Source organism: Paenibacillus sp. SEL1, assembly GCF_054602535.1.
This window is the reverse complement of sequence record NZ_CM137723.1, coordinates 2,422,743-2,435,726: the sequence shown is the minus strand read 5'-3', so window position 1 is coordinate 2,435,726 and position 12,984 is coordinate 2,422,743. Positions and strand designations below refer to the sequence as shown.

At 46.8% G+C, this 12,984-nt stretch carries 11 protein-coding genes; 1 reads left to right on the top strand and 10 read right to left on the bottom strand.

The window, feature by feature from the left end:
• Positions 1 to 55: 55 nt before the first annotated feature.
• From ACYCSE_RS11170 to ACYCSE_RS11150, 5 genes are all read right to left on the bottom strand, one after another.
• Positions 56 to 2,392 carry an Ig-like domain-containing protein gene (locus tag ACYCSE_RS11170; RefSeq protein ID WP_250259735.1) on the bottom strand — a complete coding sequence of 779 codons (2,337 nt, stop codon included), beginning with the start codon at positions 2,390 to 2,392 and terminating at the stop codon, positions 56 to 58.
• 316 nt (positions 2,393 to 2,708) lie between these two features.
• Positions 2,709 to 3,170: a hypothetical protein gene (locus tag ACYCSE_RS11165; protein WP_061832095.1), complete on the bottom strand. Its 462-nt coding sequence runs from the start codon at positions 3,168 to 3,170 to the stop codon at positions 2,709 to 2,711.
• Between the two features lie 71 nt (positions 3,171 to 3,241).
• Complete coding sequence (locus ACYCSE_RS11160) at positions 3,242 to 3,466, bottom strand: non-oxidative hydroxyarylic acid decarboxylases subunit D (protein WP_459702254.1); 225 nt, start codon at positions 3,464 to 3,466, stop codon at positions 3,242 to 3,244.
• Positions 3,467 to 3,507: 41 nt separating this feature from the next.
• Positions 3,508 to 4,926, bottom strand: a complete 1,419-nt coding sequence (locus ACYCSE_RS11155) for a non-oxidative hydroxyarylic acid decarboxylases subunit C (RefSeq protein ID WP_459702253.1) — start codon at positions 4,924 to 4,926, stop codon at positions 3,508 to 3,510.
• 28 nt (positions 4,927 to 4,954) lie between these two features.
• Positions 4,955 to 5,545, bottom strand: coding sequence for a flavin prenyltransferase UbiX (locus ACYCSE_RS11150; RefSeq protein WP_013369033.1), 591 nt, complete (start codon positions 5,543 to 5,545; stop codon positions 4,955 to 4,957).
• A 161-nt stretch (positions 5,546 to 5,706) separates the two neighbouring features.
• Here ACYCSE_RS11150 and ACYCSE_RS11145 point away from each other — a divergent pair, with 161 nt between their 5' ends.
• Positions 5,707 to 6,612 (top strand): LysR family transcriptional regulator, encoded by a 906-nt coding sequence (locus ACYCSE_RS11145; protein ID WP_459702252.1) that lies wholly within the window; start codon positions 5,707 to 5,709, stop codon positions 6,610 to 6,612.
• 72 nt (positions 6,613 to 6,684) lie between these two features.
• On the opposite strand, the gene ACYCSE_RS11140 is transcribed toward ACYCSE_RS11145, so the two are convergent.
• The 5 genes from ACYCSE_RS11140 to ACYCSE_RS11120 form a co-directional block, all read right to left on the bottom strand.
• Positions 6,685 to 7,869 carry a response regulator gene (locus tag ACYCSE_RS11140; RefSeq protein ID WP_025723834.1) on the bottom strand — a complete coding sequence of 395 codons (1,185 nt, stop codon included), beginning with the start codon at positions 7,867 to 7,869 and terminating at the stop codon, positions 6,685 to 6,687.
• On the bottom strand, positions 7,850 to 9,646 hold the full coding sequence (locus ACYCSE_RS11135; RefSeq protein WP_459702251.1) for a sensor histidine kinase: 1,797 nt from the start codon (positions 9,644 to 9,646) through the stop codon (positions 7,850 to 7,852). Before ACYCSE_RS11135 ends, ACYCSE_RS11140 begins: the two co-directional genes overlap by 20 nt.
• Positions 9,647 to 9,675: 29 nt before the next feature.
• Positions 9,676 to 10,509, bottom strand: a complete 834-nt coding sequence (locus ACYCSE_RS11130; RefSeq protein WP_013308419.1) for a carbohydrate ABC transporter permease — start codon at positions 10,507 to 10,509, stop codon at positions 9,676 to 9,678.
• Positions 10,510 to 10,514: 5 nt separating this feature from the next.
• Positions 10,515 to 11,405, bottom strand: a complete 891-nt coding sequence (locus ACYCSE_RS11125; RefSeq protein WP_459702250.1) for a carbohydrate ABC transporter permease — start codon at positions 11,403 to 11,405, stop codon at positions 10,515 to 10,517.
• A 227-nt stretch (positions 11,406 to 11,632) separates the two neighbouring features.
• Positions 11,633 to 12,964, bottom strand: coding sequence for an extracellular solute-binding protein (locus ACYCSE_RS11120; RefSeq protein ID WP_459702249.1), 1,332 nt, complete (start codon positions 12,962 to 12,964; stop codon positions 11,633 to 11,635).
• Between the last annotated feature and the right edge of the window lie 20 nt (positions 12,965 to 12,984).

Sequence of the window (12,984 nt, the reverse complement as noted above, 5' to 3'; positions counted from 1 at the left end):
TCCTTAAAATAAAAGAGCAAGCCTATCGTCCTTGGACGTATGCTTGCTCTCTTTTTTACTGAACGGTTACCTGTACCTTCGTCATTTTACCTGCATATTTCACAGTAATTACAGCTTTACCCTTGCCCTGTGCCTTAATGTTACCGTCTTTGACGGTCGCAACAATAATTCTGGACGAGGACCAGACAGCCGGTTTGGAAACATCCTTCTCCGACTCATCCTTATACGTGGCTGTAGCCGTAACCTTAGCCAGCTGTCCTGCCTTCAAATTCAAAGCAACTTCGTCTGTTTGCAGGTATTTAAGCGTATCAACATCCACGGGTACACTAATTACCTTCCCGCCAAACTTCGCCTGAATGTTAGCTTTACCGTAGCTAACCGCAGTAACCTGACCCTTTTTAACAGTGGCTACCTTATAATTAGACGTTTTCCATTCAGCTTGGGCCGTAACGTCCTTTTCTTTACCATCACTCGATTTAACCACAATCGCGATGGTTTTTTGATCTCCAGATTTGAGCGATAATGCAATTGCATCCGCTTCAATCTTTTGCGCTACGTCCACTTCTACCGTAAAAGTAATGTTTTGCTTGCCATATGAAGCAGTCACAGTTGCCTTACCGCTACCATTCGCTTTGATCAAACCTTCGCTAACCTCAACCACTTTTACATTGCTAGTTGTCCAGGTGGCGTCCTTAGTTACATCTGTTTTTGTACCGCCACTCTTAACTCCTGTTACTTTCAGTTGCTTCGTTTCCTGAGCACCAAGCGCAATTACACGCGAGTCTGTTTCCAGACGGTCTACAAGGCCTACTTGCACGTTAATCGTCAGTTTTTTGCCATTATAGGTCGCTGTAATAACCGCTTTACCAGCGGATTTACCCGTAATCGTTCCTTTGGACACAGAGGCAATATCTTCTGCGCTTGAAGTCCATTCTGCATCCTGTGTTACATCTTCTTTACGTCCATCCGCATAAGTAGCCGTCAAAGTTGCAGTATAGTCCTCATCAATATCAATCGTTGCCGTTTTGGAGGACAAAGACAGATCACCGGGTACATTTACGGATACCGTAGCTGTAACTGTTTTGCCACCATAAGAAGCGGTGATCGTAGCCTCACCTGTTTTATAACCCGTGACTTCTCCCGCACTGACAAAAGCGATGTCTTCATTGCTGGACTTCCACTCTGCCTTACTTGTGATATCTTCTTCCGTACCTGTTACATACGTTGCGGTCAGCTTGAGCTTTTTGGATTCCTTGGCATTCAGGCTCAGCTTGTCCTCACTCAAATCCAGATATCTGGAGGTTTCGACATCTGTCTTGATCGAAACGGTCTTATCTCCATACTTAGCGGTCACCGTAGCCGAACCCGCTCCAATCGCCATAATCGTTCCCTTATTCACAGTCGCAATTTTTTCATCACTTGATGTCCAAGTAGCTTTATCTGTGATATCCGTTACCGTCCCATCCGGATAAACGGCAGAAACTTGTACTTTTTTAGATTCATCCAGACGGAGAAAAATATTGGATTCACTGGCTTTCAGCTTATTCGTTTGATCGACATCCACCGAAATCGTAGCAGACATCGTGCCATATTTACCTGTAATTGTCGCCTTCCCCGCACTATAGCCGGTAATAGTGCCTTTCAGTACATCCGCCACGGCTGCATTACTGGAACTCCACTCGGCGGACTCTGTCACGTCCTGTACCGATCCATCCGGGAACGTCGCTGAAAGTTTAACCTTCTCAGTATCCTTCAACAAAAGAGAAACCTCTGATGAACTGACATCAAGACGTTTAACCTGCTCCACCTGCACAGCAATGGTTACGGTCTGTTGACCATATACGGCCTTAATATTGGCTGTACCTGCTCCCTGAGCGGTAACCAATCCGTTAACTACTGTGGCTACCTTTTGATTATCGGAGGTCCAAGTAGCATCACCCGAAACCTGAGCTGTTGTATTATCACTGTATGTCGCTGTCAAATCAACCTGTCCTGTACCGCTTGAACGCAAGTTCAGGCTTTGTACACTGGATGTCAGCGCCTTAACCTTTTTCGTTACATGTACCTGAACCGATTGCACCTTCTCTTTATAGGTCGCAACCACGGTGGCTTCCCCTTCAGCCTTGGCCGAAACTGTACCATTATACACAGTAGCAATAGCTGTATTATCACTTTTCCAATCCGTGCTTACGGTTACATTCGAGGTTGTCCCATCGCTAAAAACAGCAGTAGCCGTCAACGCAGCCGTATCTCCCTGCTGCAAAGTTACCTCGTTAGAGGAAAGGACAATCTTGGAAAGCACCGCATCCGCAGCAGATGCAAATCCTGCATATGATGTAAAACTTGAAATCAGGATGACCAACGCCAGAAAACCGGACCATCTATTCTTCAAAATCTAATTCCCTCCCATTTCAAAACTTAAATTAAGGATTTCGCAAAATCCTTACACCTACGTTTTATGTCGTCATATGGAAAAGAATAGTTTAGGCTTCGAAGGAAATTTGGTCCTTATTAACTAGATCGTCTCTGATAAAGATTAGACATTACAATTTGTGTAGCTTTAGAGCCATAGTGAAGAGTTTTCTCAACAGATCCACAATCTCGCATTTACAAACAGCTATATGCTGCTGCGCGAACTCTTAAATGATGGTATTCTTCCATATTAGGAGCCAGTTGGTGCATATAAACGACGGAGTAATCAGATGGCTTTACATTAACAGCTCAGCCACCGTTTCCTTCCAACGATGGATCACCGATTCCGGTTCCTTGAGACGAACCGTGACACCTGTCAAGATATCCGCATATTGGGCCGAATCTTCTCTGGCTGCAAAAACATGCGCCGCAAATCGCTCACGTACATGCTTGGCTCCGGGCAAAGCAGGCAGATGTTCCAGCGACAACCGCACATAATGCGCCTTCCCCCCAGTAAACACCGCAAGCGTCGCCTTGCCAGTACGGATCATGTTGCCCGTCGTGGTCGTACCCGGCCATAGTGCCAGACGCAAATTCCCCTCGTCCAGCGCTACAACCTCGCCCACACTAATCATCGCTATGTGCGGCCACTGATCTTCCGTGACCGTCAGCAGCATCATTGCTTCATGCTGCTTGTCCTTCAGCTCCTTACCGTCCAACAGCGTAAACAGTTCCTTACCGATCCTTGGTGTCTGCATGAAGTATATTCCCCTTTACTTTTGGCCTATAACTTCAAAGTACCATAATTTATGGCTACTTACGAACGACCCTATATCCGCTCTGGAATAGGAGGAACATGAGCAGCATTCGGAATATCGTGGGGGTTTACCTTGAACGCCGATTTATACTTTGCTGGATCCGTAATGCTATCCGGTTCTGAGGTACGCCATGTGAACAGGCATACAGGGCACAACAAAACCTCCCAGGCGCCTTTAACTGGCGAGCGGGTAACAACTTCTGAACGATTAGATTCACAACGGGGACAAATATGCATCTGTCAGCACTCCTTTAATCTTTCTTTATTTTTAAAAATATTCAGCGAAGCATTTGGCTCAACTTTTTCTCCCATTCTGCTACACCCAACGGAGAATCGAGCGACTGCGAGTAATGTCCTCTAATATCCGGTGCTACAGGTGTCGTCGCATCCAATATCATTTTGTGCGTCATACCTGCCGAATCAGAGCCGGGGTCCAGCGGTAAAATAGACAAGCCAGGAACAATGACAGCATCATGCTTTGGATGAAGCTTGGTGGATAAAGCCCACATGACCTGCGGCAGATTGAACGGATCGACCTCCTCATCCACCACAATCACGAGCTTGCAATACCCCAATCCATGCGGAGTCGTTAACGCACGCATTCCCACAGCCTTTGCAAAGCCGCCATACCGGGTTTTCGTGGAAATAATAGCGACCAGCCCATGCGTATACATGGCATTAACAGCCACGATTTCATTAGGAAAAGCATCCTTAAGCTGCTGAAACAGCGGTACACTTGTATTCACACCGATCATATAATCCGTTTCGGTCCAAGGCATCCCGATGTACAGATGCTCAAAGATAGGCTGTTTGCGGTGATATACACGATTAATCTGAATGACTGGCATCGCGCGGCCGCCGGAATAGTGACCTGTGAATTCACCGAAAGGACCTTCATACTCACGTTCACCTGCTAACACTTCGCCTTCCAAAATGACCTCGGCTCCCCAAGGCAGATCCAGATCTGCATCCTTCGCTTTGACCACACGGTAAGGCTCACCCTGAATGGCGCCCGCCATCTCATATTCGGATTGATCGTACAGCAGCGGCGTAGAAGCAGCCGTTGTAATCACAGGCTCACATCCGAGGGCAATAGCCACCTTCAGATTTTCGCCGCGCTCCTCAGCCTGACGGATATGGATCGCAATATCATGCTGTGGTACAGGCTGGATGCCCAAACGGTTCTTGCCTTTCACCTGCATCCGGTACAAGCCGACATTTTGCTTACCGTAGGTGTCCGGGTCATCCAGATCGCGTGAAACTAGAATTGCTTTATCCAGATAAAACCCTCCGTCCCCCTGATTCAAACGAAACAACGGCAAAATATCAAACAAATTAATATTCTCCGTAATCTCGACTTCATGAAAAGGAGCGGTTTCTTCCCGCTTTACGGGCACCGGAAATTGTTCATAGCGTCTGGCAAATTCAAAAAACTGCTCCTTGAGCGGCGTGTTTTTGGGCATTCCCATCATGAGGGCATGATTGGGCCAGGAGCCCATCACATTCATTGCAATACGAGCATCCGTATATCCATAGATATTGTTGAAAAAGAGAGCAGGCGTCTTATCTCCAAGATTGTTTAATGCTCTGTTAGCTGCTGCGAGGTCCGGCTCCGGCTTTACCTCATCGCTGATCGTGAGTAATTGTCCCTCCTTTTCCAAGGTGTGTAGAAAATCGCGAAAGTCTTTATAAGCCATTATTCATTCTCCTTCGTCTTTCGATTTCTCAATTCTGGTGCAGCCTGGAGTCATTCTGCTTCATTCCATCCCAGCGTTTGGCTGCGGTTGTGACAATACCGAACTGATCCAATGCACGAAAAACAATATGATCCACCAATTCCTCGATACTTGCAGGATGATTATAAAAGGCAGGCATCGGCGGCAGGATCATCACGCCCATACGTGACAGCTCCAGCATATTTTCCAGATGGATACTGCTTAATGGTGTTTCTCTGGTCATGAGCAGCAGCTTCTTTCGCTCCTTCAGTATCACATCCGCTGATCGGGTAAGCAGGTTGTCCGCCATACCAATACGAATGGAGGCAAGGGTCTTCATGCTGCAAGGAGCGACGACCATGCCGTCTACTCGAAAGGAGCCGCTGGAAATACGCGCAGCCTGATCCTTATACGAGTAGACCGCATCCGCCATCGCCTCCACTTCCTTCACCGTGTAGCCTGTCTCATAGGGGATGTTCGCAATAGCCCACGGGGATAGCACCAGATGGCTTTGGACTCCAGCCTCTCGTAATTGTTGTAATATACGGATACCAAAAATCGACCCTGTCGCTCCCGATATTCCTACAATGATTTTCTTCATATGTCCCCTCCTTCCATCCCATCGTTTTATGTTCACCCATGCATTACTGTCAAAAATTATACGCTCGTTCCCTGCACACGAAAAATATATATAATATATGTAATGCATACTTTAAAAGTATTCAAATCGAAGCGTTGTTTAGAAATGAGGAGGAATCCCCAATGGACTTGAAGCATCTGCATTACTTTTGCGTCATCGTGGAGGAAGGCCAAATCACCAAGGCCGCCAGAACGCTCAACATGGCCCAGCCTCCATTGAGTCAACAACTCAAAAATATGGAGGACGAGCTTGGTGTAAAGCTGATTTACCGTGAAGGAAAAAAGTGGGAAGTTACCGAGGCCGGGTATACACTGTATACACGCGCCAAACGATTATTGGCTGAAATGGAGGACACCTGTAGAGAAATTGGGGAGTTTGAAAACAAAGTAACCGGCACACTTGCTATAGGCACGTCATCCGCCTGTATGTCTCTGATTACTGAACAACTCAGCCGCTTTCATCAGGTTTATCCAGAGGTATACGTTAAAATAGGACACGGAGACACACATCATCTGGAAGAGCTGCTGCACCAAAATAAAGTTGATCTGGCCCTGCTGCTGCTTCCGGTAGATGACAAATCGTACCATACGATTGAACTGGAGGGCGTTTCTTTTGTTGCGGTTCTTCCGTGTGAATGGGCAGATCGCCATCCCAGTGGGGAAATTACCTTACAGGAAGCTGCCAGCTATGACCTCTTGTTGGGACGCCGAACAGAAGGACACGGACTATACGAAACCGTCATCCGCAAATTTCAGGAACACCATCTTATTCCGCGCGTCGTACTGGACTGTCCAGAAATATCGACCATTCTCTCGCTCGTTTCCACAGGCATGGGAATTACCATTATTCCAGACGCTGGCTTGGGACAAGAATACGGGAACAGATTTCGCACACTCTCCATTAAGGAGCCATTCCCCTTCACACAGCCTGCCGTCGTATGGCGCAAAGATCGTTATTTATCCAATGCAGCTCGCAAATTTGTTGAACTGCTACAAGCTGGAGACGCGAAAAAGACTGTTCCCGAGTAGATGCTCTACCGCTCTACTCCTGAAACAGTCTGATGCTAGATGAACTTCCTTCATTCGGTCGTTGATACCGCCTTACTTGACTCCTTGATGCCGATACTCGGTTGGAGTCATTCCACATTTGCGCCGGAATACCTGTGTAAAATGCCGCATATCCTGATAGCCGATCCGCTCCGAAATATCAGCCAGCCGCAGATGAGGATCACTGAGCAGCCGCTTCGCCTCCTCCATACGCAGGCAAATGACATAATCCTTGTAGCCTTGTCCCGTCTTTTGCTTGAATAACTGGCTGAAATACACCGGATTCAAAAATACGATTGAAGCCACCTTCTCCAGCGACAGCTCCTCTGTAAAGTGAGCCCGAATGTATTGCAATGCCACATCTACCGTATGCATGCCTTTGCGTAAACATTCTCCTGTATCCGCTGCTGCGGCTGCAATCTCCTCTGGTGTACGTCTTAGTCGCGCCACCTCTTCAGGTATGGAGGCAAAATTGTGATGAACACCCGAACGTGTAATTTGTAGGGGCACCTTCACATAACGCTTCAGATGGGATTCGAGCAACGTCTCTAGCCGTGCGGCCTCTGCCTCATCCCTTAGCCTTGCAATGCCCAGCAGACTATGGCGGTCTAGACTGACGACAAAGCCGCTGCCTCCTGCCTCAATGAGCTCGGACAGTACATTTTCAATCATAAAATGCTCCAGATGCGTCTGCTTGTGATCAGGTTCCATGCGAACCATGAAGAGATGGAATTCCGGATAATTTTCGACAAAAGGCTGTATATCCAGCTTGCCCGTGTCCAGTCCAAGGGCATAGCGTTGGAAAACGGCTTCACGCAAATAAACCATATTGGATTTGAGAAGCCTACCCTCGTTCGCCTGCTGCGAGGCCACAAGCGCTTCGGCTGCCAGTATTTCAATGCATTCCAGCAGCTTTCTTTTACCAATCGGCTTTAACAGGTAGTCTTTGGCACCCAGCTTTACTGCTCTTTGTGCATAATGGAAGTCGGAATGGGCCGAAATGACAACCCACTGCAGATGAGGATGCTTTCGCTTAGAAATACGCATGAATTCCAGACCATCCATACCGGGCATCAGGATATCAGTTAATACAATATCTACAGGATGCTCCGCCAGAATGCCTGCTGCCTCCTCGGTGGAAGCAGCGAGATGAATGCCGCAGGTTGGTAGAGCTTGGCCAATGGTACGCCGAATCCCCTGCCGAATCATATTTTCATCGTCAGCTATCAGAATATTCATGTTTCTCCTCCTTCTGTGGCAGAGGCACACTTACAGTGACTGTTGTTCCGGCCCCAGGTACGCTAGAGATCCGTAGGCCGTACTCTTCTCCGAACATGTGCCGTAGCCGTAAATTTAGGTTTTGCAGGCCGATGCCTCCCGCCTGCCCGCTGCCCGCCTGTTTGCCGGGTTCTGCCAAAGCGATCTGGACCACCTCCCATCGTTCGTACTCCATCCCTGCACCGTTGTCGATGATGTGCAGGCTCAATACACCGCCATATTCCTCCGCTCTGACGAGCAACTTGCCACCTGTATCCGCATGAAGAGGCTCCAATCCGTGCTTCACCGCATTTTCAATCAATGGCTGTAAGGTCATTTTCGGCAAGCGGATATCCATCCATCGTTCTTCAATATTGATGTCTACGGATACCCTGCCCTCCAGCCGGGCTTGGATAATGGTAAGATAGTGGCCAACCTGCTCCACTTCTTCACGAAGGCTTACATCGGTCCCCTCTTCCCAATGGCTGCTGTAACGGAACATATGGGATAAGGAGAGAACCACCTCTCCGAGCTGATCTTGTCCCTTTTCATCCAGCATCCAATAGATCATATCCAGCGTATTATACAGAAAATGTGGATTGACCTGCGTCTGTAGCGCGTGCAGTTCCGCATTTTTTTCACTGACCGATGATATACGCACCAGCTCGATTAGCTCTGCAATCCGTCTTACCATATGGTTAAAAGAGGTAGCTAGTTGATTGATTTCTTCATAGGATTTGGTGTTTACCGTATGACGGAAATTTCCTGTCTCTACCCGCTTCATTTCCCGAATGACTCGCTTGAGTGGAAGGGAAATGCCCCTGGAGACGATAGATGCAATTAACGCCGACACAATAATAAGTATAGGTGCCACGATAAATAAGTACCTTTGATTTTGCACCAGCTCCACGTTCAGATCCTCACTAGGTGTCACACTAATCACAGACCAGTCGGCAAACGGCAACTTGGAAGCGATTACAACTCTTTCATTACTTCGATTTACAATAACATCCTCCTCTGGTACCTGCTGCTCTAGATTTTGCAAATCCGGTGGCGGATCAGAGGAAGTGGCCGACACAATTCGGTTTTCATGACCCAACAAATATACCTGACTATTGGTGCCTAACCGCAAATTGTGGAGAGCGGACAAAACAGAACGCGGCTCAGCCTCAAACAGGACAATACCAATCGGCTTGTGTTCATCCAGATCATAGAGCTGCCGTCCAAACGCAAACACGGGTCTGGTTTCCACCTGATCAATGACAGAGTGAGGATACACGCCCAGCCATGCAATTTTGCCCGCCGACTTTCGAATTTCCTTATACCATTCCGTATGTTCGTAATGAGTATCAATGACATTCATATAATTGCCATAGTTATATACCTTGCCTGTGTCTGTGATGACATGGATGCCAATCAGATCCTCACGCGAATAATAGATAGCCCCCAGAATATTCGTAATCGTACGTTCGTTGATGTAATTGACAGCAGGTAAATCACTACTATCCGTCGTCAACAGACGAACCAAATCCATATTGTTGCTGATCGATTTGGAGAGACTGTTATAGCTGCCGAGTAGCAATTCGAACAGGCCTGCCGTCTGGGATACATTTTTACGCGCCAGCTCGCTGACCTTATCATGGAACTGCACCGTAGTACGGTTGTAAAATAATAGACTGACTGCCAGCACAATGCCGGACATGCTCAATAGGAACAGAACAAACAAGCGGTATTGAATGGATTGAAAACGGCGCATCATACCTCCGTGCGCTCCTTTCGCATCGACCGCTATCCTTTAACCGCTCCCGCAACCATGCCCTTGGTGATATTTTCGGACAGAACAAAATAAATAATAATGACCGGTAAGGCACCCATGACTAGAAAAGCACCAATATTACCGTAGTTCACAGAATACTGGCTGACGAACGTATATACGCCGAAAGGGAGAGTTTTGAGCTTCTCGGATGAGATAAAGGTGGCAGCCATAATGTATTCATTCCAGATGTTAATGAAAGTTAAAATACATACCGTCATGATAGGCGGAATCGAGATGGGTAAGATTACACTGCGGAAAATACGATAAATGCTTGCTCCGTCAATGTAAGCGGATTCTTCAATTTCGTGGGGAATGGACCGCATAAAGCCGGATAGGATGAAGACCGCAATCGGTGTCTGAAAAGCAATGTAGGGTAAAATCAGTGAGAAATACGTATTCAGAATATGGACGTTTTTAAACATCACCATTAGCGGCAGTAGTGTGGCTTGCATCGGGATCATCATCCCGATCAAAAACAAAGTCAGCACAACAGCCCCGAAGCGCCAACGAAAACGTGTAATCGCATAAGCAGTCATCGAGCTTAATAAAATAACGAAAATCATCGTAACCCCGGTCACCAGCACACTGTTTCCTAAATAACGCAAGTAGCTCCCTGATTCATAGGCTTCCTGATAGTTGTGCCACTGGGGCACTTGAGGGAGTGCAAAGAAGCTTGAGCTCAATATCTCTTCATTCGTCTTCAACGAATAGGTCAGCAGCCAAAAGAGTGGATACAGCTGCGTGACAATTAAGATTGCCAATAAGGAAAAGACTCCCGTTTTTTTCAAGGCATTCAACAGTTCCATCTCCTTTAGCTTACCTTATTTTCGATTCGTTTGAAAACAAAATTTATCACAATTGTAAATGACAAGCAAATCACTACGAGAATTGAAGCCAATGCGCTGCCATATCCGTATTTCATCGATAAAAAGGACATATTGTACATATACGTGGATACTGTATCCGTCGCATGGGCTGGTCCTCCACCCGTCATCACCCAGATCAAATCAAACGATTGCAGGGAGCCGATAAATGCTAATACAATTGATATCTTGAAAATAGGTACAATAAGCGGCAGCGTAATATAGCGGTCTGCTTTGAATCCTTCAGCTCCATCAATTTTGGCTGCTTCGTACAACTCATTCGGTATATTTTGTACCCCGGTAAACTGGATAAGCAAATGATAGCCAAAATACTGCCACAACGATACAAAATAGAGGGCGTACATCGCTATCTGCGGTTCCGTCAGCCATGAGCGTGTCCAGCCTTCCAGCCCAATCGCCATCAAAATACCGTTCAGCATTCCACCCATCGAGGCCGGATTATAAATCGTCTTCCACAGCTGCCCGATAATGACCACCGACAGAATAACCGGCAGAAAATACATCGTAACCAGCGTATTGGCCTTACGCACATAACGATTAAGCAAGATCGCCAGCAGCAGACAGAACGGAATCTCCAGCATGGAAAACACAGCAAACATCATAGTCCGTTTCACGGATGGCCAGAATACTGAATCTGCTGTAAAAATCCGCTCAAAATTAGCCAGCCCCACGAACTTTGCCTCGGCAATACCGTTCCAATCCAGCAATCCACAATACACCGACACCAGAATCGGAACAAATACCATACAGGTATACAACAACAGGCAGGGTAGCACGAAAACGGCAATGGTACGTGCTGGCACCTTCAGTACATTCATGCTCTAATCTCCTTTGTGTTGATTCTGAAGATCTTCTGAGGATGCGCAACCTACATGATTTCCAATCAGGGAAGAAGCATTTCGCCCCCTCCCTAGTGTCTGCTACTTCAGAATTTTGCAAAATTCAATGCCAGTCGCTCCAAAGTACGATATCTAGACGAACTAGGCCATTTCGATCTATATATTGTTCATTGGGAGTCGCTTATTGGATTTTTGCAAAACCTCACTTATTTATTCGCTTCAAAAGTGTTCTGATGTTCCTTGGCAACTTGTGCAGAGTCTTCCTTTTGCACGAACAGGTTTTGAATGCTACTCAGATGCGCCTGCGCAATAGCCGGATTCATCGTATTATCAAAAGCGAGATCGCCCCCTTTTACATTCTTGAACAGCTCATTAAGACTAATCGCTAACTCGGAGTAGCCCGCTTCCTTCAGATCACCTTTCATTTTCTGACCGCTGCCAATCGCATTTTTCAGATCAAACTGAATTTTGGGCATCTCCTTAATAAAATAGTGCAGAAAATCCTTCGTTTCCTGTAAATGTTCACTGTTCGCAGATACCGCAAATGCGCTGCCCGGCGCAATTACATACTCATTCACATCACCCTTGCCATTCACCGTAGGGAATTGAAACGCTCCTACCTTACCCGCTACCGAAGAAGCATCAATTGACCCCGTTTCCCATGTACCCATGATATACATCGCGGCTTTTCCTGTTTTAAAAATATTACCGCCTGCATTGTAGTCAATAGATGTAGCTCCATCCGGGAAAGCTCCTGCCTGCACCAATTCCTGAAATGCATCCACCGCTTCCACAAAAGCCGGGTCGTTAAACGTCTTTTTGCCGTCCAGTACATCATTGAGAAAATTCGGTCCTTCATTCGTACGCAACAAAATGTTCATAAAAAGGAGGGACCCCGTCCATGAATCCTTTTCCCCAATGGCAATCGGAGTAATTCCCTTCGCCTTCAGCGTTTTGACCGTCGTAATCAGCTCGTCAAAGGTGGTCGGCAACTTCTGGATTCCCGCCTGCTTGAACAGTTCCTTATTGTAAAACACCACTTCTATATTGTTGCCATCCGGAAAAGCGTAGAGCTTATCGTCGAAACTATAGTAATTAAGAAGTCCATTCTGAAATGTATCTTTTAGCCCCTCTTTATCAGCCACATCGTTTAATGGAGCCAGCAGCCCGGCATCTACGAATGGCTTCATCTGTGCAGCCGGGTTTACAATCGTGATATCAGGTACTTCCTTCGCCGCTGCCTGTGTCTTCAGCTTAAGCTTTTGTTGATCTGTATTTAGCGAATCCAATTCAATTTTGACATGAGGATGATCCTGCTCGTATTGACCTACAATTTGCTTAATCATTTTGTACGAAGGGGTGCTCGGATCAGGATTAATGTTCTGAAAGGTAATCGTAACATCCTTCGTTACATTGCTTCCACCCTTTTCCCCTGAATTCCCCGGACTTGCGCTCTGTCCGTTATTACAAGCTGCCAGCGTCAATGCCAAGGCGCTCACCATCACAATGGCAAACGCTTTCATTTTTGTTCTGCTCATGGTCCTTTTCCTCCTCTTGT

Excerpts from the sequence above, each read along its gene's own strand:
- ACYCSE_RS11165 (WP_061832095.1), bottom strand. The coding sequence starts at position 3,170 with ATGCAGACACCAAGGATCGGTAAGGAACTGTTTACGCTGTTGGACGGT.
- ACYCSE_RS11160 (WP_459702254.1), bottom strand. The coding sequence starts at position 3,466 with ATGCATATTTGTCCCCGTTGTGAATCTAATCGTTCAGAAGTTGTTACC.
- ACYCSE_RS11155 (WP_459702253.1), bottom strand. The coding sequence starts at position 4,926 with ATGGCTTATAAAGACTTTCGCGATTTTCTACACACCTTGGAAAAGGAG.
- ACYCSE_RS11150 (WP_013369033.1), bottom strand. The coding sequence starts at position 5,545 with ATGAAGAAAATCATTGTAGGAATATCGGGAGCGACAGGGTCGATTTTT.
- ACYCSE_RS11145 (WP_459702252.1), top strand. The coding sequence starts at position 5,707 with ATGGACTTGAAGCATCTGCATTACTTTTGCGTCATCGTGGAGGAAGGC.
- ACYCSE_RS11140 (WP_025723834.1), bottom strand. The coding sequence starts at position 7,869 with ATGAATATTCTGATAGCTGACGATGAAAATATGATTCGGCAGGGGATT.
- ACYCSE_RS11135 (WP_459702251.1), bottom strand. The coding sequence starts at position 9,646 with ATGATGCGCCGTTTTCAATCCATTCAATACCGCTTGTTTGTTCTGTTC.
- ACYCSE_RS11130 (WP_013308419.1), bottom strand. The coding sequence starts at position 10,509 with ATGGAACTGTTGAATGCCTTGAAAAAAACGGGAGTCTTTTCCTTATTG.
- ACYCSE_RS11125 (WP_459702250.1), bottom strand. The coding sequence starts at position 11,405 with ATGAATGTACTGAAGGTGCCAGCACGTACCATTGCCGTTTTCGTGCTA.
- ACYCSE_RS11120 (WP_459702249.1), bottom strand. The coding sequence starts at position 12,964 with ATGAGCAGAACAAAAATGAAAGCGTTTGCCATTGTGATGGTGAGCGCC.